A 23,951-nucleotide genomic window follows, 5' to 3' on the forward strand; every position below is an offset into this window, starting at 1 on the left:
CGATACGGCAGATGGCCCCCGATGACGATGAGACCGTGTTCGCGGTGCTCGAACAGAGTACGCACGTCGTGGAGACCGGGGCGGGAGCACCACGGCGCGCGCGGAGCTGACCCTGATGACACGTTCATCCGTGTCCCAGGCAGGGTCCGGGCCGTGCGGCTCGCCCTCGCGCGGTCACCTGCTGTGCGCAGTAGACCGCTTCCACGGAGATCGCACCCACGGGAACGGAATCACCGTCCGCTCCCGTGGCCGACAATCAGCGTCGCTCGAAATCACTCCGCGACTGACTCTATCTGCTCCCAATCTGTGGGAGTTCCCGGACCTCCGTAACGCTCGACATACTGATAGAGCGCGCCGTCCGGGGGGCCTTCCGGTGGGGCGTCGCCGAACCATACGGCATCACATTCGTCGCAGACCCACAGACGACGCCCGTCTTTGATCAGCCGGAATGCTGCGACGCTACCCACATTGCATCGAGTGCATACATCCACCAATTAACCTCCTTTAGGTGAGTCACACTTGCCGTCGGCCAGTACAGGAATCGAGCGCCTCTGGTAGAACCACCCAGCTATACCGGATGGGCAGTGAGGATCCTGCTTGAACCCTCTTCGACGATAATCTTTACACTCTCCTGTCCTTGTGTGCCGATCGGTCGCCCCATGGGAATGATGTACTCGTCAGTGCCACTGACATTATGCGGCTTTCCCCTGAGCATCCAAGCCTCATCCACGGTCCGCAGCAGTTCACGACCGTAGCTGTTGAACTGGGTATGGAGCGGCTTGGAGGGGTCGGTAGTTCCCCGCGTTCCATGGTTCAGCACGTGCCTGAGGCGGTGGCCGTGCTTGGAACCAGCGTTGTAGACGAGACCTGCGGGGGACAACATTGATCCGCGGCCGAGCGAAATCATGTTGAAGCAGGTGTTGTGAACGAGAACCGGCGTCTCGCCTGCGAGCACATAGTACGTGTGCAGGTCGTCGACAGTTAGGTTGTAGGTGCGGGCGTACTGGGTGTAGGGGCGGTTGTCCAGGATGCCGACAGGGCTGCCGTCGACCGAGAGCAGTGTCATGCCGGGGCGAAGGTCACGTGCTTCGACCCAGCGTTTTTCGGAAGGCGACCAGAAGGGATGCTCATGTGTTGCCGTGAGCTTCTTTTGTCCCTTGTGGGTTGAGACTGTGAGTTCGTTGAAGTGCTTGTCGTGCTCGGTGACGATGAGGTCAGTTACTCGCCTGGCTCCGGTCTCTCCTGTCACAGGATCGGTGGCTAGTACCTCGTCGCCGAGTTCCACGTCTTCGATGTTCTTGGTGCTGCCGTCGGCCATGAGGACATCCGTGCCGGCGAGGAAGCATCGCATACAGTTGGCAGTTGCCCTTGCAACTACCGATCCGGCCCTTCCCTTCAATGCAACGTTGATGACTCTGGGAGCATTTTTGCCGCCGCTGCCGGGCTCGAGGAGGGATTGGAGGATCATGAGGGAGATTGCCTGCCAGGGCTCGAGTGGGTCCCTTCCGGGCAGTGGCCCGTCCCAGTCGTAGCAGCCGTTGCCGCCGCCGAGGCAGAGCTGCCACTGCCCGGTCCCCAAACTGGTCAGGTAGTTCCCGTAGCTGTCCCCCTCGTAGAGCTGCTCGGACCAGTCGATGACGATGTCCTCGGGAAGCGAGCCCATATCGGGGCGGTCACCGAAGATGATGTCTTCGCCCAGTTTCGTGCTCGGTGCGACCGGCTTCGGCTGGGAACCGGGTTTACCGAGACCGCCGTTGGAGCCGAGAGGCGCATCCGGCTTGCTTTCGTCGTGGGGCTTTTTGTTGCTCCCGGTATCTGTGTATTCGCAAGATCCGCCGCCCCCGCAGCCGAAGTCCAGTCCTGTGGGGTCGGAGAGCGTTGTGGGGTTGTTTCCGGCGTAGCTGTATCCGTTGAGGGATTGGGCTTCTGCGGTGTTGAGGATGGGGTCGACGCTGATGAACTGGCCGATGCCCGGGTCGTATTGGCGTGCGCCGACATGAGTGAGGCCTGTTGCCTTGTCTTCGGTCTTGCCGAGGAAGGCTTTGTCGTCGGGCCAGGTGCCGTTGGGTGTGCCGCGAGCTACGCCGAAGGGGGTGCTGTAGCGCTTGGAGATGGTCTGGGTGCTGGCGTCGATGGCCAGGCTGGATGTGCCGTGGTGGTCAGCTGCCAGCCAGGTGACCTTTGTGGTGCCTGTTTCGTTGCTGCGCAGGGCGATGGTGGTGCCGGCGACCGTGTAATAGCGGTTGGCCCACGTCTTGCTGCCCTGGGTGTGGACCTCGGTGGTGCCGAGGTGGAGCACTGTCTCGCCGCCGGCGGTGCGGCGGATGAGGAGTTCGCCGTCGGCGTCGTAGAGGTAGTCGGTGTTGGTGGTGTTCTCGGTGAGCTTGCTGAGCTTGCCTTCGCTGTTCCAGTCGAGGCTCTGGCTCGTGGTGCTGCCGGGCTTCTCCAGGCGCCGTTCCATACTGCCGACGGCGTCGTACTCGTACTGCGGCGCTACTCCGGTGCAGCTGGCGGCCGTCGTGGTGGCGGTCAGGGCGTGCGGGCGGGCGCTGCTGTAGCAGGAGGTGGTTGTGGTGTTGCCGGTGCTGGTGTGCTGGGTTTCGCTGGTCCGCTGGCCAGCGGTGTTGTAGGTGTAGCTGGTCCAGTAGGGGGCAGGGCCGTCGAGGTTGGCGGTCGTGCGTGCCGTGGTGGCGCAGTCGGCGGTCCTGGGGGTCCAGGCTTCGGCCAGGCGGCGTAGGCCGTCGTAGGTGAAGCACTGGTGGTCTGCCTTGGACGTGCCGCCGAGTGTGGCGGGGTCGAAGATCGAGGTGACGTTTCCGGCCTCGTCGTAGGTGTAGTTGAGGTCCTGCGGCATCCAGGGGTGGGTCTGATCGGTGGTGTAGGAGCGCAGGAGGCGCCCGGTGCCCGTTTCGAAGGTGTTGCTGAGGTATGCCTTCTTGACCCCTTCGGCGGTGGAGGTGCCCAAGGTCATCTGCTGGACCTGGCCGAGGGCGGAGTAGCTGACGCCGAGAAGGTAGCCAGAGGTGCCGGAAAGCCCGGTGGGCAGGCCGGAGGGGTTGTAGTCGGGGGTGATGATCTCCCCGGGGAGACCGGCGACGGCGGGCTCCTTGGTGCTTTTCACCGTGCCGTCGACTCGGTAGGCCGTTTCGAATGCGCTGGTGGCGGCCACTGCGCCGGAGGTGACGAGGGGGTCGTCGCTGGGCAGGGTGAGCTGGGTGCTGGTGGGGCGGCCGAGTGTGTCGTACGCCATGACCTTTTTCGTGTAGGCCTTGCCGTTTGTGCCGCCTTCGTAGCGGGTGGAGGCGTCGGGCAGGCCCTTGAGAAGGGAGTCGTAGGTCCAGGCGGCCAGCTTGTTGGCGTCCGTTTTCGATGTCTGCCACAGGCCGGTCTTGCGGCCAAGCTCGTCGTATCCGTACAGCAGCGCGCCGGTGGTGGTACGCGCGTCGTCGGTGCTCGCGATCTGATCCAGGACGGTGTAGGTGGTGTCGGTGGTGCCCGCGTCCGGGTCTGTGGTGCTGGTCTGGCGCCCGAACAGGTCGTAGGAGTAGGTCCACTTGCTGTTGTCGGGCCCGGTGATCTGGGTCGGCAGGCCGTCGCGCGTGTGAGTGTGGTTGACGCTGGTGTAGGCGGTGCCCGTGCCGGCAGCTGCGCCGTACTCGGTGTCTGCCGGGGAGGTGCCCGCGTAGGTGCGGGTTTCGGTGGTGCGGCCGAGGGCGTCGGTGATCGTGCGGCTGGCGGTGCCGCCCTGGCCAGCGGTGGTGGCGACGGAGTCGCCGGTGTAGCTGGTGGTGGTCTCCCACTTCGGCTCGCCGAGAACGGTCAGGCTGCTGGTGGTGGGACGTCCGGCGCCGTCGTAGGCGGTCTGGGCCAGCGCTGGGGTGTGCGCGTAGGAGGCGCGGGTGTAGGTGCCGTTGGGGCTGCTGGTGTTGTCGTAGATATCGGCGTACGTCTCGTAGGCGAGGCCGCGCGAGTTGTAGCGGGTGTCGGTCAGGACACGGCCGCCCAGCGGAGAGGGGGTCTGGGTCTGCAGGGGGCGCAGGAGGGCGTCGGCGATGACGTAGCTGGTCTGGTAGGTGGTGCCGTCGGCCTTGAGGGTGGCTACGGATGTCCAGGGCTGGCTGCCGCGGGCGAAGTGGTAGCCGTAGGTGACGGACGCGGTGTCGCCTGCGCCCTTGCTGCGGTCGGGCAGCCAGGTGGCGGTGATGCGGCCAAGGGAGTCGTAGGTGTTCTCGGTCTTCTTCAGATTCGGATCGAGGCTGCTGGTGACCGAGCCTCGGGCCGGGTCCATGTAGGTGTAGGTCTTGTGCTGCTGGCTGTTGGAGGTGAGCTTGGGTGCCGTGACGACGACCGAGGTCAGGGGTCCGGAGGCGGCCGGGAAGTAGGCGGTGCTGGCGGTCTTGCCGTCGGCGTTGGTGACGGTGAGCGGCCGGCCCATTTTGCTGGTGGCCGTGTCATAGGTGGTGCGGGTGAGCATCTGCCAGCCGCCGCTGAGGGCCGGGGTACGGTCGCTGGTGCCGATCGCAGCCGGGTAGGCGGCAGCCCGCCCGGTCCAGGTGACGAGTCCCCGGTCGGGTGTTTGAGTGGCCGACCAGCCGGCTGCCTGAGGATCGTCGTAGACCACGGCGGTGTCGGACAGGACGTCGCCGCGTTTGTCGGAGTTCGCGGGCAGGCTGAGCTTGTCGTCGGTCTTGACCTCGCCTGCGGCGTCGAGGCAGGAGCCGGCCACGACCCGGGTGCGGGACACGAGGGCGGTGAGGCCCTTGGCGGTGTTGCGTGCGTACCAGGTGCGTGTGCAGGTCTCGTCGCCGGACTTGGCCATGTCGCCTGCGGCGTCGACCCGCGTGGTCATGCCGTAGACGTCGTCGTAGGTGTAGCTGGTGGAGGTGCGCCGCCATGTGGCAGAGGCGGTCAGGTAGGTGTTGCCGTAGGTGCGGGCCGTGCGGACGTAGTGCGCCTTGATGTGGGCGTAGGACTTCTGCTGGCTCGCGGTTTCCTTGCTCCAGAGGTTGTTGACCGTGACCGCGATTGGCTGGGCGCCGTTGTAGGTGATTTCCTCGCGCAGTTGGCCGGCGTACTGGTCGTGGTCGGTGGCGTCGCTGACATCCAGGCCGGCCACGTCGATGCCCTCGACGACGGCGGTGCGGGTGGAGCCGTTCAGGCGCTTGTCGCCGTTCATGCCCTGCATGAACAGCTTCACCGTCTTGGACTGGGTGTGATCGGTGTCGCCGCCGCGGGTGGTCACCTTGCGGTAGCCGCGCCAGCTTGACCACGTGCGCTGGTCCTCAGGGGTGAGCGGGTCGTCGTTGTAGCGCCAGGCCGGGCCCTCGTAGGTGTAGGAGGTTTCCACGGCCTCGTTCTGGCCGGCTGGGTCGGAGATGGAGACGGCCGTGACGTTGTACTTGTGGAACCAGTCCAGCGCAGGGTCGCCGCCGTTGATGGGCCAGTAGACGGGATAGCACGAGAGCGTGTTGTCGTCCTCCGCGGCCGGCATTTTGCTTCCGCGCACGCATTCGGGGTCGGACAGCGTAACCGAGGTGATCGCGCCGGCTTCGGAGACGATCTCGCTGATGCGCGGCTGGGACAGCGGCGCGATGTCGTCCGTCGCGTCCACGCGGTTTGGCCGCATGTCGTAGGTGAACTCGATTGGCGGCAGGGCGATGGCGGTGCCGTTCTTGCCCGTGCGCTTCAGAGACTTCAGGACCAGGTGCTGGTCGGAGCTGTTGCCGATGTCACCGCCGTCCTGGAAATCCTGCGTCAGGGTGAAGCTGTCCACTGCCTTGTAGGCATCGGGCTCGGCTGCGGTCGACCAGGTGCTGGTATCGATCCCGGTCAGTCGCTTGCGGGTGAAGAAGGTGGGCCCGGTGGGCTTACAGTCGGTCTCACTCGCCGAGCACAGGGAGTCGAAGGGGACGTCGGGCCAGTTGTCAGCGGTGTCTTCGGTCAGCGAGGAGCAGTCCGCGGCGGTGCAGCGCTCGGCGTAGGAGAAATCGACCTTGTTCGAGGGAGTACCGGTGAACAGGGTGTCGGAGCGCTGCCCGTACTTGATCTGGTCCAGATAACCGCCGCGCGTATAGGAGGCCAGTGCGGTCTTGTCGCCGTTCTTGGCGTAGTGGTTGGTCTCGCTCTTGTACCAGTAGGTGGCGGCATTGCCGTGCACGTCTTCGACGAGGTCCAGGTTCCAGCGCCAGGCTTGGGTCTTGGCACGGTCGGAGAAGGCTGTGCCGGCCGAGTGGCCGGGTTCGCCGGAGTCGTCACCGAAGACCGGTACCGACCAGACGGAGTTGGTGCGCTCGGTCGCGGCGCCGGGCAGCTTGTTCAGGCCGAAGGTGTACGTGGTGCCGTCGCCGGTGACGACCTTCCAGTACTCGCCCTTGCCATCGCCCTTCCCGTTGACGATGTCGTCCCCGTCGTCGCCGTTGGCGGCGCCGGTGTGGTGGGTCACTTTGGAGGCGTCGTCGTTCTTGAGTCTCCAGATGCCGCTGGTGTCGTCCTTGACGAGCTCGCTGGCGTTGCCGTTGAGGACGAGTGAGGCGTTTTCGTACTTCCAGCACTGATCGAACTTGTCGGCCTGACCGTCGTCGTCACAACCGCCGTACTTGCGCTCGATGTAGGACGAGGTGAGGTCGAAGCCCGTACCGACTTGGGAGCCTTGGTTGTTGGTGTTCGCGGTCCGTCCGTCGACGCTGCCGGAGTCGTAAGACAGGGCCAGTGAGGGTCCCGGGCCGGCCGCCGCCGGCGGCAGGGTGATCGGATACGACCAGGTGAACGCACCGGAGGAGCCTCCGGCCTCCCATGTGGAGGAGGCTGCCAGCGGGGTGGCTTGGTGGTCGCCGGTCGCCGAGGCGGTCGCGGTGGCGGTCAGTGCCAGCACGGTGGGCGCGGCAGCCCGGGCAGCGATGCGCTTCGCGGCCGCAGACGTGGACTTCGCTTCCGCCTGGTCCGCGGCAGGCAGGACGGCCTGGGCGGTGACGGTCTGTGCAGAGATGTCGTTGTGGGAGCGCAGCGGCGCTTGCGGCACTTGGCGTGCTGCGGCGTGGTCAGCGCGCACGCAGGCAGGCTCACCAGGCCCAGACGGCCGGACCAGTTGCCGCCTATCGCAGAAGCGAAGGAGCGGTAGTCGACGGTGACCTGCGCCCTGCCGGGCGTGTCGGCCGTGGCGGTGAACAGCAGGCCGGTGATCCCCGCCTTGCGGGTGGCCTTCTGGTCCAGGAGGTGCACCGCAGCCGTGCCATCGGCGAGAGGTGCTGTGCTCTTGCTGGTCCCGGTCTGCTTCTTGCCCAGGCCCGCCTTGGCGGCAGCAATGCGGACCGGGCCCGCGCCGGCGGGCTTGGCTGCCAGGTCGTGGGTGCGCTTGGAGGGCTTGGGCCAGGCGACGGAGCGCTCCTCGCGTGCCTTCTTTGCCTGCTGGGCGTTTTTCGCCTTGCCCATTGCGACACGCTCGCGGGCTGCCTTGGCACCCGGTTCGGTGATGGCCCTGACCTTGCAGACCAGGGGCTTGGGCACATCAGGACGGCCGAGCGCCTCGGCCGCGGTCGCTACCGGTGTCAGCCCGCCTGCGGGCACGGACAGGGCAACTACGAGCGCACCGATGAGGGGGATGCGGCCTCGTACGACTGCGCGTGGCGACGGTCGCCCGCCATCGGCCGACGGACGCTTCCACAGAACACGGAAGGGGAGGGGCACGGACACGTCTTCTCTCGGCTACGGCCGTCCAGGACTGGCGGCATGCTGGTACGGGGACGGGCGGCCGGGATCGCTCTCCAGGGGAGCGACCCACGACCGCGCGTGGTGATGCGGGAAGGTCAGGTTCCGACGACGGAAGCGACCTGGTCGCTGTCGCTCAGCGCGCCCGACCACAGGCGGATGTCGCTGATCCGGCCGGGCAGGTAGCTGCCCCAGGCGCCGTCCAGCCAGCCCTTGCCGACGGCGAAGTCGCTGCTGCCGACGGCTGCGGTGTAGGCGAGATCGTCGTGCTGCTGCGTGGCGGACAGGTACAGGCTGATGCTCTGCTTCTGGGCGTCGTAGACGCCGGTGAGACGCGTCTCCGAGTCGGGCAGGGCGTTTTCTTCGCTTTCCACGGACGCACCGCTGCCGTCTGCGGTCAGCCGGCCGAAGTGCCACCTTCCGACGGCAACCGACTTGGTCTGCATGTTGCCGTTCTCGTCCAGCACCGGATCGCCGTTCTCGTCGAAGACCGGCTCATCGACGGCGCCAGTCTTCTCGAACCACAGACTCCACGAGGAGCCGGATGCGGTCCGCTGCCCCAGAATCTGGGCCTTGTGACCGACCGGCTTGGAGGCCAGCTTCGCCGAGTCGACCAGCGCCTCGGTGGTGACGGTGAAGGAACCGGAGTCGTCAACCACAGGGCCCGCCGTGGTACCTGCACCGCTCGTTCCATCCAGCACGAGTTCCTCCCCGTTCAGCGATGCGCCGGAGGAAAGCGCGAGCGTCCTTCCGTAGCCGGAGACGGTGTCGCTGAGCGAGGCGCCCTGCGCGCCGCCGGGCTGGAAGGCAGCAACGAGTTCCGCATACGCCTTGCCTTCCGTGTCACGCAAGGCGGCGTGCTCGGCGATCTGCTCGCCGATCCGTCCCTCCTGCCAGACGGTGACCTCGTCGATGACACCGGGGAAGTAGTCGGTGTACGTGCCCGACCACTGCACGCGACCGATCTGCAGCGGCCCGGTCGCTGCCCATGGCGTGGTGTACGCGGTGGTGCCCTGCAGGACACCGTTGACGTACAGGCTGAGTGTCTTGGCGCTCGAGTCGAAGACGCCGGTCAGATGGGTCCACACATCGGTCACAGCATCGTTCTTGGACGTGGCGCGCTGGTAGGACCACGTGCCGCCAGCGGGCGCGTCTGTGTCGACGGCGCGGAACGTCCACTTCTTCAGGGAGTGCTCGTAACCCAGCATGAACGGGCTGCGGTTCGTGCCGCTCTGCGCGATCACCGTGTGGTTGCGCGTGGCCTCATCCAGGCGGACCCAGGCAGCCACCGTGTAGGAGGCCCGGGTGTCGATCACCTGGCCGGACGTCGCCGCGTAGGCCGAGGCACCGTTCAGCTGCAGACCGCGGTCGGTCCCCGATGCGGTCTCGCCCCGGCGCCCGGCGTCGGTGCGGGTGGCGCCGCCGGTGAGGACGGCGTTGTCACGCAGTGCGTCGTCGGTGGTCGAGGAGTCCACGGCATCGCCGGTTGTCTCGGCGAAGTTCCAGTGACCGACCGGGCCGTCGCCCTCCTTGACGTTGAACTCAACCACGCTCTCCCCGCCGGGGCCGTAGGTGTCCTTGGCCTCGGCGTGCAGTTTCAGCGTTCCCGAGGTCGGCGGCACGACGGAGATCTTCACCGTCGCGCCCGGCTTCCAGTCCGACCATGCGCTGTCGGTGGACAGCTTGTACCTGTAGGCGGTGTTCACATCAGTGCGTACGCCCGGGCCGAAAGTGAACTCTCCGGCCACACCGGGCTTGCCGTGCGGAGCACAGTCGTTGGTCGTGCAGGGGGTGTAGGGGCCGTTGAACGTTATGGTCGGAGGCTTCGGCGCCTTGGAATCGACCTTGAAGTAGCACCAGCCGGTCGTTGATGCGTTCGACGGCCCGGCCAGCCAGTCGGAGCCGTAGAAGGAGCGGGTCCAGGCTCGGTAGCGGTACAGCGCATTGTCGCTCAGAGTCGGTGTGGACGCTGTGACCCTGACATTGTCTCCGACGTAGCCGGTGGTGGGACGCTCGAGATCGGTGAAGGCGCTGCTCCAGGGCCGCGCCGATACAACGGGCTGCGCCCAAGAGCCGGTCTTCCCCTGCGCCTGGCGCTCCCGCCCGCCGGACACGGCGACCAGCCCGAGCCCGAGGAGGCCCACAAGCTGCTGCGCACCCTCGCGGTGAAGCGCACCGTGGGCGCCAACGCCGCAACCTCCCTGCGTACCGCCGCAATGGCCGCGGTCGTCGCCGCCACCGGCCGCTCCGTGCCCCGAACTCCACCGCCTGGACGTCGCCGACGTGTCCGGGCAGCAGGGTGCAGCAACGGGCCGGGGCGTCCGGCCCCGGCCGCCAACACAGGGCAAGACCGGCCGGTCGGACCCCCGGCACCGCGCCGGTGACGACACCGCCCGCCCCAGCGGTACCAGGCCACCCTGCCCGCGGCAGGACGTGCACGCGTACAAGAACACCGGCGGACCAGCGCTCCGCTCAACAAACCTCACACGGACCGCCGTTGCAGAAGGGCCCCCGTGCCAGTGGCAGAACCGTCCCTCATCGCCGGCCCCCGAGGGGCTTACCTCGAGCCCCCGTTATGTTTTCCGCGGTCCTGCAAGAGGGCCGCTGGCCTCCGGGCCCGGCATGACTGTGTCCCCCTGTCGAACGGATGACCTGGGGGGTGGTGTCACCGGGCCCGGGAGGTGCCGTCGGAGACGCTGATGAGAGGTCCGGCCACCACCCGGTCCGGCGCAACGCCGGACAGCTCGCGGGCGGCAGGTCTGCATAACGTGGATGCGCGCGTACGACACCACCGCCGAGGCCGGCACGTTCGACTCTCCTGGAAGGGCGCGATGTTCGACACCGAAGACGTGGGCGTGTTCCTCGGCCTGGACGTCGGCAAAAGTGCTCATCACGGGCACGGGCTGACCCCGGCCGGGAAGAAGGTCTTCGACAAGCAGCTGCCCAACAGCGAGCCGAAGCTGCGGGCCGTGTTCGACAAGCTGGCCGCGAAGTTCGGCACCGTCTTGGTGATCGTGGACCAGCCCGCCTCCATCGGCGCCCTCCCGCTCACCGTCGCCCGCGATGCAGGCTGCAAGGTCGCCTACCTGCCCGGACTCGCCATGCGCCGGATCGCCGACCTGTATCCGGGCGAGGCCAAGACCGACGCGAAGGACGCCGCGGTGATCGCGGACGCCGCCCGCACCATGCCGCACACCCTGCGCTCGCTGGAACTCACCGACGAGATCACCGCCGAGCTGACCGTGCTGACCGGCTTCGACCAGGACCTCGCGGCCGAAGCCACCCGCACCAGCAACCGGATACGCGGCCTGCTCACCCAGTTCCACCCGTCGCTGGAACGCGTCCTCGGCCCCCGCCTCGACCACCAGGCCGTCACCTGGCTGCTGGAACGCTACGGCTCCCCGGCCGCGCTGCGGAAAGCCGGACGCCGCAGACTCGTCGAAGTCATCCGCCCCAAGGCCCCCCGCATGGCCCAGCGGCTGATCGACGACGTCTTCGACGCCCTGGACGAGCAGACCGTCGTCGTGCCCGGGACCGGCACCCTCGACGTCGTGATCCCGTCCCTGGCCCGCTCGCTCGCGGCCGTCCACGAACAACGCCGGGCCCTGGAAGTCCAGATCAACGCCCTGCTGGAGGCTCACCCTCTTTCCCCGGTCCTGACCTCGATACCCGGTATCGGCGTCAGGACCGCCGCTGTCCTGCTGGTCACCGTCGGCGACGGCACCAGCTTCCCCACCGCCGCCCACCTCGCCTCCTACGCTGGCCTCGCCCCCACCACGAAGTCGTCGGGAACCTCGATCCACGGCGAACACGCGCCGCGAGGAGGAAACCGGCAGCTCAAACGGGCGATGTTCCTCTCCGCCTTCGCCTGCATGAACGCCGATCCCGCCTCCCGCGCCTACTACGACAAGCAACGCGCCCGCGGCAAGACCCACACCCAAGCCCTCCTCCGCCTCGCCCGCCAACGCATCAGCGTCCTGTTCGCCATGCTCCGCGACGGCACCTTCTACGAACCCCGAACCCCCGCCGTCACCCTCGCAGCATGAACGCGATCAATGCCCTCAAAAGCGACGGTGTGGCCTTGACGAAGGACATAGAGGCACCCCCCCGACGGGCGCCCTGTTCGCGAGTGTTGGACGGTGCAGTTGGGGTCTTCGTCGTCGTGGCGGTAGCTGTCCGGCCGGGCCCCCGAGAGGGAGCACGCCTGCGGGAGGACGACAGCGACGGCCTTGACGGGGATTGTCGCAACGGACGCAAATCCGCTTCCCGATCGGCACCACCGAGGTCGCTGATCAGGCTGCCCGGACGAAGCACGAGGTCGACGTCATCGCCCTGGCCGCAGGCGAGCGCCCGCAGGCTCCCCGCGTGAAGATCGCGCTCCCGGGCGAGGCCAAGGCGCTCCCTGCCCGCCGGGGAACCGGGGACCTCGAAGCAGGCAACGAAGATCAGGAAGCTGGTGGAGCCGGTGGTTACGCAGCCCCACGCGGGGGCGAGCCCAGACGGCCTGTTCTGATGGTTGCCGCGGTGCGCGGACTCGAGGCCAGTGCCGCGTGCAGCGCCGGGGTGAGGACGCGGCGGGCCTGGGACGGGGTGAGGGCGGATGGGGTGGGGAGGGGGTTGAGGTAGCGGGTGTAGATGAGGCCGCCGAGAATTGTTACCACGGCCGTGGCGCGGGCGGTCGCGTCCCGGCCGCCGAGAAATTCAACAAGCCGGGCCAGCAGTTCGCGTTCCAGGTATTCGCGGATCACGTCGGCGGCCTCGTCGCCCTGGGTGGTGAGCTGGAGGAAGTCGGTGTCCTCCCACAGGCCGGTCACCGCGTCGATCAGGCGGTCGGGGAGGGTGGCCAGGTCGCCACCGAGGACGGCGTCCACTGTCAATGCGTTGGCGCACTGGAACTGCATCACATCCGCGAACAGGCCTTTCTTCGAGCCGAAGTAGTACGTGATCAGCGCCGGGTCGACTCCGGCGGCTCCGGCCACGGCACGCAGGGTGGTACGTCGGTAGCCGTGTTCCAGGAACAGAGCACGGGCCGCCGCGACGATCGACTGGCGGGTCAGCGGGTTGCCGCGGGGGCGTCCTCGGGTGCGGGCAGGAGCAGGGGCGGCGTTATTCATCAGCGTTGAGCCTGTGCTTCGTGATCAGCACAGTCAAGGGCGTTCCAGCAACCACAACGAAGGGACGCCCCGGCACCATGCGTATCGCAGTCTTCGGCGCCAACGGACCGACCGGCAGCCACCTCACCAACCAGGCTCTCTCCGCCGGCCATGAGATCGTCGCCGTGACCCGCCGCCCCGGCTCCCTGGCCGCGCGGCCCGGCCTCGCTGTGGCAGTCGCTGACGGCACCGACCGGCGGCCGTCGACACCGCGATCGGCGGCACGGACGCCGTTCTGTCCGCACTGGGCGCGCGCTTCAGCAAGGAAACCATCACTACGTACTCGGCGAGCGCAACGGCCATCACCACGGCCATGGCCTGCCATGGCGTCAAGCGGCTGCTCGCTGTCAGTTCCAGCATCGCCGCTCCCAGCTGGCGCCCTACTGGGTGCGCACTTCTTCAACCACGTACTCGACCCGCTGGTGAACCGGCGTCTCGGCCGCACCCTTCACGAGGACATGCGCCGCATGGAGGCCGTGATCCGGGAGACGGACCTCGACTGGACCCTCGTGCGGCCCCCTTGGGCCACTTCGAGCACGCCGCCGTCACGAATTACCACACCGCCGAGACCAGTGCTGATGGCGTCTTCACCGCTCGTGCCGACCTCGCCGCGAGCATGCTGCGTGAACTGGACGAGCGGCGCCACGTCCGTACGTCCATGGGCGTCATCACCACGGCCCGTGAAGCCGAACATCGCCAAGCTGGTCTGGCACGAGGGCGTGAAGAGGGAGTGAGCCGGGAACCTCTCGAACTCCCTGCCACCACAAGGGCGTTCCTCGCCCACCCTCACACAGGCATCTTGACCACTCTCCGACCCGATGGCACTCCGCACGTCACCCCCGTCCGCTTCACCTTCGACGCGGTCACCGGCTTGGCTCGGGTGACCACCAGGGCGAGGGCCCGCAAGGCCCGTAACGTGGCGTCAGGCGGCGCGGCGGCCCGTGTCGCGCTCTGTCAGGCCGACGGCTTCCGCTGGGTCACCCTCGAAGGCCGGGCCGTCGCCACCGACGACCCCGCGCATCTGGCCGAGGCGGTCCACCGGTACACGGTCCGCTACCGGGCGCCCCCGCCCGCTCCGCCGGACCTGGTCGTCGTCGAGATAGCCGTCGACCGCGTCCTGAGCCTCAATCTCTGATTCCCCCGTAATTCCCCGTGATCCTCGTACTGAACGCAAAGGGACTCCAGCATGCCCACCCTCCCGGTCCTCGATTCCACGTTCTACTACCGCGAGTCCGGCGACCCCGACGGGCTGCCGTTCGTTTTTCTCCACGGCAACCCCACCTCGTCCCATCTGTGGCGGAACGTCCTGCCGGGTGTGGCCGCGCCCGGCCGCCGCCTGCTGGCCCCCGACCTCATCGGCATGGGCGACTCCGGCAAGCCGGAACTGGCCTACTCCTTCGACGATCACGCCCGCTACCTCGACGCCTGGTTCGACGCCCTCGGCCTCACCGATGCCGTCCTCGTGGGCCACGACTGGGGCGGCGCGCTCGCCTTCGACCGCGCCGCCCGCCTCCCGGGCACCGCGCGCGGCATCGCCTTCACCGAGACGATCGTCAAGCCGCTGGTCGGCGACGAGTTCCCAGCGGCGGGGCGGGAGTTGTTCTCGCTCCTGCGCACCCCTGGGGTCGGTGAGGCGATGATCCTGGAGAAGTCATTGTTCATCGAAGGTCTTCCGGACACGCTCGCCACCCCGCTCAACCCCGCTGACCTGGAGATCTACCGCCGCCCCTTCCCGACCCCGCACAGTCGCCGCCCGGTACTGGCGTGGACGCGCATGATGCCGCTGGACGGCGAGCCTGCCGACGTCGTGACCCGCGTCGAGCGCTATGACGCCTGGCTGGCAGCCAGCCCCGAAGTCCCCAAGCTACTTGTCGCGTTTGAGCCTGGCCCTGGCGCGATGACCGATCATGGGGCTGCGGCCTGGTGCGAGGAGAACATGGCGGGCCTGGAGGTGTCCCACCACGGCGTTGCCGGCCACCATTCACCGGAGGACCGCCCTGAGGAGTTGGCCGTGGCGATCAACGCCTGGGCCGACCGCCACGGGCTAGCGCGCCAGTAGGTGCCCTCGATCACGGCGATGCCAATGAGAGCAACCAAGCGGTCCTGCGTAAGTCGGGTGTAGGTGGGAATACCGGCTGGCGGGAGGGGGGTCCGCCGTGTCGAGACTGCTGAGGCTGGAGCTTCAGGGCAGATCCTCACCCGGCCCTGGATCTCGGCGAGTTCGGCGGTGGGCTTGCTGCCATCCGTGTCGGTGATGGTGAAGTACACCGGGTTGATGTCGATCGTCTTGTCGCCGCTGTTGGTGATGGTGACCTTGACGCTGGTGCAGCAGAGTCTCAGTGTCAGAGGCATCCGGTTGGATGAGCCCGTGACTGTCTATGACGTAGCCCGCCAGCTTCCCACCATCGCCGACCTGCGGAACCTGAGCCGCTCACTTGCGATGCTCGATGCGATCCTGAGCCCGGACTGGGAAGGCCGGTACTACTCCTTCAACGCCGGTTGGGCTGCCGGCGTTGAGCTGGCCTCAATGCGCAACGGATCGGGGGACGAGTACTGAAGCTTCCCCTTGATGTTGGACACCTGGAGACCGGGACGTGAGGTTCCAGAGGAAGTAGTGCCGGGTGGGAAGCAAGAGCAACCGCAGCAGGCGGTATACGGAGGAGTTCAAGCGCGACGCGGTCGCGCTGGTCCGGTCCTCCGGGAAGACCGTCACCGAGGTGGCCCGGGAGATCGGGGTCAGTGCCGAGGGGCTGCGGAACTGGGTCAGGCAGGACACGATCGACCGCGGGCAGGGGGCGTCGGGCGAGCTGACGAGCGCGGAGCGGGAAGAGCTGCGTCGGCTGCGTCGGCAGAACCGTGAGCAGGCCGAGACGATCGAGGTGCTGCGAAAAGCGGCGGTCTTCTTCGCGAAGGAGAGCGATCGATGAGCGCGGTTTACGCGTTCATCGAGGCGGAGAAGACCACCCACAATGTTGCTCTGCTGTGTCGGCTGCTGAAGGTGGCCCGGTCCTCCTTCTACGCCTGGCTGGCCGGCGGGCAGGCCCGCGCCGCCCGCCGGGCCGCCGACGACGCCCTGGCCCACGAGATCACCGTGTTGCACATCGCCTCCCGGTGCACCTACGGGGTGCCGCGTATCCATGCCGAGTTGCGCAGGCTGGACCGGCGGGTCAACCGCAAGCGGGTGGAGCGGATCATGCGTGAGCGCGACATCGCCGGGGTCACCCGGCGCAAGCGCCGGTCGCTGACCCGTCCGGCGAACAGGGCGGTGCCCGCCGCGGACCTGATCGGCCGCGACTTCACGGCCGACGCCCCGGGCCGGAAACTGGTGGGCGCCGTGGGCCGGCTCGCCCTTGAGCCGGTGGTGACGGTCGGTCCGGGTAACCGGGGCCGGGTCGGTCCGCATGAGGGTGCCACGCTGTACGGGTGTTGGCCGCGGCTTGGGTGCTTGAGCGAATTGGCCGGGCCGGCTCGCCGCATCGGCGGGCGGGACCACCGCCTGTACTGCTGGATGGCGTAAAGACGGAGACAGCCACCGTCGATCACCCCCGGTTGTGTCGACAATCCAAGATCAGCGGTGGCTTCGGGTCACAGCGTAGAACTTGCCCGCCGGCAGGAGGCGTTCGAGGGCTTGGAGGCCCGAATTGCGGGCGGGTTCGCGCGGGCTGCATCTCGGAAGTCTCTGCAAATTTTCGTTCCGGAAGCCTGAAAAACTCCCATCATCACAGGATGAAAGGCACTCTCTTGCTTCGGGAAATATCGTCCACGGGCGTCACGTCGGTGGATTCAAGCCAAGGAGATGGAAAACTTCCTGAGCCCTTTGTGCAGAAGAATCCCCTGGGGTCGGGCACGGGAATGGCCGCGCGTGGACTTCGCGGACAGAACCGCGATCGACGTGTACGTTTGCGTCCCGCGCTCGCCCCGCAGCGCGGCAGCCACGAGAACACCAACGGCCTGTGCCGGCGCACGCACCGCGGTCGCCGAAGTCACGACAGAATGACCGCCCGTCGGCAATACGACTATCACGCCCCGCCGGATCCACCCGGCTGGGCCAATTCAAACCCGCCCACACATATCGTCCCTCAGCATCTCGTCACCGTCCTCAATTAGCGTGTCGGGCAGTACCGCCACGGTCGCCCCGGTTACTCTGCGGTTCCCAGGGATCACCCACAAGAATTTGACGCGCCGACCGGCGGACAGGATTCGCCTTGGTCGAATACGGGCGTAGCCCGGTCGAGAGGATACGGACCATGCAAGACTTTTCTCGTCGAGGCCTGCTCAAGGCGACGGCCGCCGCCGGCGCCGGCGCGGTCGTCATCCCGGGCATTGCGGCCGCAGCTGCCCCGGGTGCGAGCGCCGCGACCAACGGGCCCAAGGGCCCGAAATGTAAGCCGGCGAAGCTGACCGGCCGCATCGTGCGCCCCAACGATCCCGGTTACGCAAACGCGAGCCTGGGCTGGGACGAGCTCTTCGTTCACTATCCACTGGTCATCGTCTACGCCCAGGAGACCCAGGACGTCGTCAACGCCCTCACGTGGGCGCGGCAGAACGACGTCGCGCTGCGGGTCCGGAGCGGCGGCCACCACCTTGAGGGCTGGTCGAACGTGGACAACGGCATCGTGATCGACGTCAGCGAGCTGAAGTCGGTCCACATCGACACCGACTCCCGTATCGCGACAGTCGGCGCCGGGCTCAACCAGTTGGAAGCGGTGACCACGCTCGCGAAACAGGACCTCGCGGTCACCACCGGAACGGAGGGCAGCGTAGGCCTGTCCGGTGCGACGCTCGGCGGCGGCTTCGGCTTCCTCACCCGCTACCTCGGCATGGCCTGCGACAGCCTGGTGGGGGCTGAGATCGTCGTCCCGTCGGGTGTCGACTGCGCCAAGGCGATCAAGGTGGACCGGAAGAACGACTCGGACCTGCTCTGGGCGCTCCGCGGGGCGGGAAACGGCAACTTCGGCATCGTCACCTCACTCACCTACAAGGCGACGCCACTGAACCATGTCGCTTATCTGCAAGCGACATGGACAGGCCTCGATGACCTGCCTGAGATCTTCGAGACATATCAGCGTACGGCGCCGTTCGCCGACACCCGCCTCGGAACCCAGCTCGAGATCCACAGAAACGTGATCCTGCTGTTCGGGGTTCTCGCGGAAGGGTCGGAGGAAGAAGTGAAGGAGCAGCTCGAGCCGCTCCTGTCGATCGACAGCCCCGATGTCTCGGTGCAGGTAGGCAACTGGGGCGACGTATACGCGGGATTCCAGATTCCGACCGAGCTCGAACCCGCGAACTGGAAGTTCTTCTCGCAGTTCAGCACCGAGCCGTTCCCGAAGGAAGCGATCAGCCTGGTCGACTCATTCATCAAGGACGCCCCCACGGATGACAGCAACTTCTTCGTTCAGGCCTTCGGCGGGGCGGTCAGGAAGAGCGAGCCCCGCGGCGGCGCAGCGTTCCCGCATCGCAACGCGCTTTTCTATTCAGAGCCCGGCGCCGGCTGGGGGACTCGTGGACAATCGAACTGCGACGCCCCGCTCACCCCGAAGTCCCAGGCCTGGATCGCCGAGTTCAGCCAGGCACTGCGACCCTACGTGAACGGCGCCTACGTCAACGTGCCGAACATCGGACAGCAGGATTGGGAAACCGCCTACTGGAAATCCAACTTCGACCGGCTGCGCAAGATCAAGGCGGAGTACGACCCCCACAACGTCTTCCAGTACGAGCAGAGCATCCCGCCCGCGACACGCCGACACGAACGCCCGTGACCTGCCTCAGCCCGAAGGCACTTGTCGGCTCTGCCTGGGATGCGGCCGCAGCTCCGACTCCGGCTCCTTTTTGCGGAGTCGGGACGGCCGGGTGGTAACTCCCACGACACGGGTGGCGTAGGGCCTGATGAAGCCTGCTGACCCACCCCGTCGTCCGGACCTCCCGGGCCCACATCAGGCACGATCGGTGGGCACTCCTGAGGGGATCGATCCGTCCGGCCCCGACTTCAGGTCGGGCAGATGTTCCAGGCATGTCCGGACCACTCAGGAGACCCCCCGGCGGGAAACGGTCACTGTCACGCCCCGCGCGGGGCGATCTTGCGCGGCGCCACCAGCTTCGGCCTGGTAACGGTGCGGGTGTCGACGCCGCCGACCACCACTATTCGGCCCGACATGCCGGCTGCTGTCCTTCCGTGTGACGCATGACGGACGGCGCGCCGCTCGGGTCCGCGGCGCAGCGGGCCGCCGAACAGCAGGCACTGGCCGAGGTGGAGCAGCACGAGCGGGGCCGGGCCGCGTGACCCGGCCGGAACCGCATCCGCTCGACGTCACCTTTCTGCTGCACGCCGCCGAGCTCCTTCCCGGCGACCCGCAGGTCGACGGCCTCGGACCGCCGTACGCGGCCGTCGCCCGGGTCAACGCGAGCGCCATGGAACGCGGCGTCTACGCCACCCTCCACCTCAAGGCCACCGCCCTGCTGCAGACCCTGGCCAAACTCCCCTGCCTCGAGCACTCCAACGAGGCCTTCGCCTCGCACGCCACCGAGGCCTACCTCGCCCTGGGCGGCCACCGGCTCGAGTACCTGCCCAAAGCAGCCGTCGCACTCGTCCGTGTCGCCGCCGCCGGGACACTCGGCGTCCCCCGCATCGCCCGACAGCTCCGCAACTGGACCACCACCTGACCCGGCCCCAGCAGCAGGGACGTCCCGCTCGTCGACAGCACGCGGGCAGCCCAGCGAGCGAGTCCCCCTGCCACCCCGCCGGCGAGCAGGGAAAACCGACTGCCGGGGCCCCAAGGTCGCGGAGCCGCCTCTCAGCGCCTGACCAGCGTTGACACACACAGAGGCCCCAAGACAGTCGTCTCGGGGCCCCTGCGCAGCGGGCGCCCTGTCCCTGCTCGCCGTCGGGCACCGCGCCTCACCGCACCCGCTCAGGCGCGGACTTCGGGCGGCTGCTGGGGCCAGGCGGCGCCCGAGTACTCGTGGTGATGGTCGCCGGCGTGTCCGGACGGCAGGGTGCAGCAACGCGCGGGGGCGTCCGGCTTCGGCCGCCAACACAGGGCAAGGCCGGCCGGGCGGACCGCCGGCACCGGGCAAGTCACGACACCCGCAGCAGCGGTACCAGGCCACGCTGCCCGCGACAGGGCGTGCACGCATACAAGAACACGGGCGGACCACTGCTCCGCTCAACAAGCCTCACCGGGACCGCGGTCCCGGACCGGCCCCCGTGCCAGTGGCAGAACCGTCCCGCATCGGCAGCCCCTAATGGGCGGTCCTGTACCTCGAGCCCTCCCGACGCGCGCCCTGTTCGCGATTGCTGGACGGTGCAGTTGGGGTCTTCGTCGTCGTGGCGGTAGCTGTCCGGCCGGGCCCCCGAGAGAGAACGCCTGCGGGACGATGACAGCGAGGGCCTTGATGGGCTTGTCGCAGCAGACGCAGATCCGCTTCCCGGTCGTCATCCGGTCACCGCCCGCGGGTTGCCCTCGGCCGGGACCACCCGCAGAAACGCCGTGGTGATCTCCCGGTACCGGGTCTGTCAAACGAGCGGCTCTGTCCCGTAATCGGCTCTGTCCCGTAATCGGTGGTAGCGCTGTGTGGTGATCACTGGAGGAGGACGCGGTGGCGGAGCAGGGGGAACCCGGTTCGGCCGTGCATCTGCCTCATGATCTTCTTGGTCCGTGTGTTGACGCCCTCGGTGCGGCCGTTGTGGTACGGGAGGGTGAGTCCGGCGTCGACGGCGGCGCGGTCGAGTTCGAGACCGTTCGCGAAGGAGTGCAGGTGGGGCAGGTCGGTGGCGCGAACTGCGGTGATCCAGACGGTGAGCTTGGCGTCGTTGCCCTCGGCCGGGGTCAGCAGCTGCGCGAACTCGCCGGTCAGGCGGGCGAGTTCAGTCATCTCGGGGCAGGCTTTGGTGAGTTCCCGCAGCAGTGCGGCGTCCTTGTCGCGCAGGTTCTCGGGACGGGTGAGGAGGAGACGGGCGAAGCGCTGCGGGGTGGTGACGGGCTTGTCGCCCTCGGCCCGGCCCTGGGTGATGTAGCGGTAGAGCAGGTTGAGGCTGCCTGTGTATCCCAGCTCCTTGATCTCCCGGAACAGTTGCTTGACGGGGACGGCCGGGTCGGCGGCGCGACGGGCGCGGATGTGGTCGCGGTAAGGGTCGACGAGCGTGGGCCGGTACCAGGGTGCGCGACGCTCGGCGGTGGGCTCCTTCATGCGGGCGTACCGCTTGACGGTGTTCAGTGCGACGTCGAGGCGGCGGGCGCATTCGAGCAGGCCGACACCCTTTTCGAGCAGGTCGTGGACCTGCTGCCAGCGTTCGCGGGTGGTCTGCTCGCGGACGCCCCCGGGTCGGGCGGGGTTCACGGCGGTCGCCCAGCACGCGGCGTGGGAGCGGACCTCGGCCAGGACCTTGCCGCACAGGTTGCTCCACAGATGCCACCTGTCGCTGACCTGCACCACTTCGGGCAGGGCCTGGCGGATCGCTTCGCCGTAGGTAGTGGAGCCGTCCCGGCAGACGTACTCGGCCCCGGGATGCTCGCGCAGCCACGCCGCCAGGGTCTCAGCGGTGCGTTCGGGCAGGACGTCGATCCGCTCGCCGGTCTCGGCGTCAATGATCACGGTGGCGTAGCGGTGCCGGCGCTTGAGGGCGAAATCGTCGACGCCGAGCACGCGCGGGCCGCGCAGCGGCGGGGCCGCCCTGCGCATGAGTATGCGCAGGGCGGTCGAGCGAGAGATCCAGCAGGCCAGCACGCGTGAGAGGCGTTCACCCGCCCGGCCCGCTAACTCCTTGACCACGGAGCTGAGTTGGTCGGCCAGGCGGTTGGTCCGGCGCTGGTAGCGCTCCACGACGCCGGGAACCTGCTCGCGGAACGTCTGCCGCGAGCAGCCGAGCACCGGGCACACCAGCCGCCGCAGCCTCACCGAGACGACGACCCGCCGTCCGTCCACCGGCACGTCCGCGACTCTCCGCCCGTGGAACCCGTGCACCCGCCCTGTCGGCGTGCCGCACTCGGGGCACGGCACCGGATCGTCCCGGGTCCGCGCCGTCACCCGGATCAGGCCGCCCTCGTCCGCCACACCCTCGATGACCAGCGCCGACAACCCCGAAAACACCACGCTCACAAGCTCGTTGACATCTCGCACACCATGCCAACGATGCCCGTTACTCGTCGTTACCACCGATTACAGGACAGAGCCGAACGTTTTACAGTCCCTGCGGAGGCAGGAATAGGGGCCGGCGTGGTGTGGTGAACGTGGCTCCAACGCGACGGCGGAACCGCGTGGCCGGACCGCCTCGACGAACCCGGCCGCGTGGGGCGGTCCCTGGCGCACCTGCCCTTGCCGGACGGCAACAGCCGCCAACTGGCTGGTCCTTGGCGCGACCTGGCACGATGCGATCACGACGCAGGACATACAGGCCCACGGAGAGGCGCTCGTCGCCGCCGCCCACGCCGGCGACACCAAGACCGCCCGCCGGCACACCGACTTCTTCGGGCTGCGCAAGCACGTGGACGAAGGCATCCCGTACTGGGAGCAGGCCGTGGCGGCCGGCGATGCCTTCTCGCATTACACCCTTGCCCGGTACCGGAAGATCCGGGGTGATCGGCAGGCCGCGGACGCGCTCTACCGCGCCGTCGCCGAACGGCACGCCGGGTGCGCCTACGGACTCGGCGTACTGCTCCGCGAGGATGGTGATCCGGAGGCCGCCGATTGGTTCCGCCGCGGCTGGGAGGAAGGACGCAACCTCGACTGCAAGATCGAGCTCGGCAAGCTGCTCGCGGCCGAGGGGCGACTCGACGAGGCCGCGAAGTTCCTGATGAGCGACATCGATCTGGGCGACATCGCGGTCTTCCGCTGGGCGCAGCTCTTCGAGTCGATCCGCGAGGACTTCGACCGCGTCGCGGCGGGGCTCGATGCCGCCGAGGCCGCCGGGGACGGGGACGCCGCCGCCGAGGCGCTGCGCCCGCTCTTCGCCCTGGAACAGCACTTCCGCGACTACCCGGGCTTGACGACCGAGGCCGCCGGTTACTACCGCAGGGCTTCCGCGGTCAGCGCCTGCGCCCGCGTGGACCACGCCGTGTTCCTGACGGAGACGGGCGGCGAGGCGTCCTGGCCCGAGGCCCGCGGCTTTTTGCTCCAAGCCCACGAGGAGGGCTACGAAGGCGCCGCGTACGCACTCGGTGTCCTGCACGAGCAGCGCGGCGACCTCGGCGACGCCGAGCACTGGTACGGCCTCGCGGCCGCTCACGGGCATCAGCCGGCCCAGTGGAACCTCGGGCTCCTGTGCAAGCGGCAGCGGCGGTACGAGGAGGCCGAACGCTGGTTCCGAGAGGTCGGCGAGGACGACGAGGACGTCGTCGAGCAGCTCGCCCGGATCGCCGCGATCCGGGCGGGCGGCTCCGTCGCCCCCGGCAAGGACCTGCGCCGACTGCCAAGGCTGCGGGAGCGAGCGGAGGCGGGCGACGTGCACGCCTCGTACGCGTACGGGAGGATCCTCGGCGACTGGGGCGGCGCGGACGACCGCCACCTTGTCCGCTGGATCGAACCCGCCGCGCTGGCCGGGGACCCGCAGGCGGCGTACGACCTCGCAGAGTTGTACGGCGCGCTGCGCAGGCCCACGCTGCGCGACCAGTGGTACCGCACGGCTGCCGAGGCGGGCCACCACGACGCGTGCAACCAGATGGGGTGGCTCTCCGAGCACCACCGGGACTACCAGGAGGCCGAGCGCTGGTATGCGCGCGCGGCCGGTGACGGGTCCCCGCTCAACGCCATGCTCGCGGGCAAACTCAAGGCCCAGCGCGGCGCGTACGCCGAGGCGGAACCGTTTCTCCGTATGGCCTGGGAACAGGGCGGCGACTCCGCGTACAGGACGGAGGCCGCCGGGTACTACGGACTCGTCCTGCACCGGCTGGGCCGCCTCGCGGAAGCGATCGAGCCGCTGCGGACCGCCGCCGCACGCTGGGACGACGACGTGAACGCCCGCTACAGCCGGGACGACCTGGACGTACTGTCCCGGACGGTCGACCCGGAGAAGGAGTTGGCGAAGGTGGAGGCGGCGCTGACGGCGTGACGTCGCCTGCCGGAAACCTGAGCGCGCTCAGTGCCAACTACAGCGCTCAG

13 protein-coding genes and 2 pseudogenes are annotated in these 23,951 nt (G+C 68.2%); 11 read left to right on the top strand and 4 right to left on the bottom strand.

The genetic code is table 11. The features are described from left to right. Nucleotides 1–568 precede the first annotated feature (568 nt). Both OHS70_RS00350 and OHS70_RS00355 read right to left on the bottom strand, forming a co-directional pair. A complete protein-coding gene (locus OHS70_RS00350; RefSeq protein WP_328392390.1) occupies nt 569–7,048 on the bottom strand; it encodes a polymorphic toxin-type HINT domain-containing protein in 6,480 nt (2,159 codons plus the stop codon). Between the two features lie 754 nt (nt 7,049–7,802). Further along, complete coding sequence (locus OHS70_RS00355) at nt 7,803–9,848, bottom strand: LamG domain-containing protein (RefSeq protein WP_328392392.1); 2,046 nt, start codon at nt 9,846–9,848, stop codon at nt 7,803–7,805. 687 nt (nt 9,849–10,535) lie between these two features. Between OHS70_RS00355 and OHS70_RS00360 the strand changes: the two genes are divergently transcribed. Together OHS70_RS00360 and OHS70_RS00365 are read left to right on the top strand one after the other, a co-directional pair. Further along, nucleotides 10,536–11,750, top strand: coding sequence for an IS110 family transposase (locus tag OHS70_RS00360; RefSeq protein ID WP_328392394.1), 1,215 nt, complete (start codon nt 10,536–10,538; stop codon nt 11,748–11,750). A 220-nt stretch (nt 11,751–11,970) separates the two neighbouring features. Continuing rightward, nucleotides 11,971–12,135 (top strand): annotated as a pseudogene (locus OHS70_RS00365) (ATP-binding protein); the annotation flags it as partial. A gap of 38 nt (nt 12,136–12,173) precedes the next feature. Here OHS70_RS00365 and OHS70_RS00370 read toward each other — a convergent pair. Then, nucleotides 12,174–12,818 carry a TetR/AcrR family transcriptional regulator gene (locus OHS70_RS00370; protein WP_328392396.1) on the bottom strand — a complete coding sequence of 215 codons (645 nt, stop codon included), beginning with the start codon at nt 12,816–12,818 and terminating at the stop codon, nt 12,174–12,176. A 283-nt stretch (nt 12,819–13,101) separates the two neighbouring features. Here OHS70_RS00370 and OHS70_RS00375 point away from each other — a divergent pair. From OHS70_RS00375 to OHS70_RS00410, 8 genes and pseudogenes are all read left to right on the top strand, one after another. After that, a pseudogene (locus OHS70_RS00375) lies at nt 13,102–13,161 on the top strand (hypothetical protein); the annotation flags it as partial. Nucleotides 13,162–13,587: 426 nt separating this feature from the next. Then, a complete protein-coding gene (locus OHS70_RS00380) occupies nt 13,588–13,992 on the top strand; it encodes a pyridoxamine 5'-phosphate oxidase family protein (RefSeq protein ID WP_328405335.1) in 405 nt (134 codons plus the stop codon). 51 nt (nt 13,993–14,043) lie between these two features. Continuing rightward, the gene (locus tag OHS70_RS00385) at nt 14,044–14,916 is read left to right on the top strand and encodes a haloalkane dehalogenase (RefSeq protein WP_328392398.1); all 873 of its coding nucleotides are present in this window, start codon (nt 14,044–14,046) and stop codon (nt 14,914–14,916) included. 186 nt (nt 14,917–15,102) lie between these two features. Beyond that, the gene (locus OHS70_RS00390) at nt 15,103–15,414 is read left to right on the top strand and encodes a hypothetical protein (protein WP_328392400.1); all 312 of its coding nucleotides are present in this window, start codon (nt 15,103–15,105) and stop codon (nt 15,412–15,414) included. Nucleotides 15,415–15,478: 64 nt separating this feature from the next. Further along, nucleotides 15,479–15,784, top strand: coding sequence for a transposase (locus tag OHS70_RS00395; protein ID WP_328392402.1), 306 nt, complete (start codon nt 15,479–15,481; stop codon nt 15,782–15,784). After that, nucleotides 15,781–16,374 (top strand): IS3 family transposase, encoded by a 594-nt coding sequence (locus tag OHS70_RS00400; protein ID WP_328392404.1) that lies wholly within the window; start codon nt 15,781–15,783, stop codon nt 16,372–16,374. Before OHS70_RS00395 ends, OHS70_RS00400 begins: the two co-directional genes overlap by 4 nt. A 688-nt stretch (nt 16,375–17,062) precedes the next feature. Next, nucleotides 17,063–18,616, top strand: coding sequence for an FAD-binding oxidoreductase (locus OHS70_RS00405; protein WP_328392406.1), 1,554 nt, complete (start codon nt 17,063–17,065; stop codon nt 18,614–18,616). A 517-nt stretch (nt 18,617–19,133) separates the two neighbouring features. Further along, a complete protein-coding gene (locus OHS70_RS00410; RefSeq protein ID WP_328392408.1) occupies nt 19,134–19,517 on the top strand; it encodes a fic family toxin-antitoxin system, toxin component in 384 nt (127 codons plus the stop codon). 918 nt (nt 19,518–20,435) lie between these two features. On the opposite strand, the gene OHS70_RS00415 is transcribed toward OHS70_RS00410, so the two are convergent. Then, on the bottom strand, nt 20,436–21,974 hold the full coding sequence (locus OHS70_RS00415; RefSeq protein WP_443062539.1) for an ISL3 family transposase: 1,539 nt from the start codon (nt 21,972–21,974) through the stop codon (nt 20,436–20,438). Nucleotides 21,975–22,338: 364 nt separating this feature from the next. On the opposite strand from OHS70_RS00415, the gene OHS70_RS00420 reads away from it, so the two are divergent. Continuing rightward, on the top strand, nt 22,339–23,901 hold the full coding sequence (locus OHS70_RS00420; RefSeq protein ID WP_328392410.1) for a tetratricopeptide repeat protein: 1,563 nt from the start codon (nt 22,339–22,341) through the stop codon (nt 23,899–23,901). Nucleotides 23,902–23,951 lie beyond the last annotated feature (50 nt).

This window comes from Streptomyces sp. NBC_00390, assembly GCF_036057275.1.
Lineage (GTDB): Bacteria > Actinomycetota > Actinomycetes > Streptomycetales > Streptomycetaceae > Streptomyces.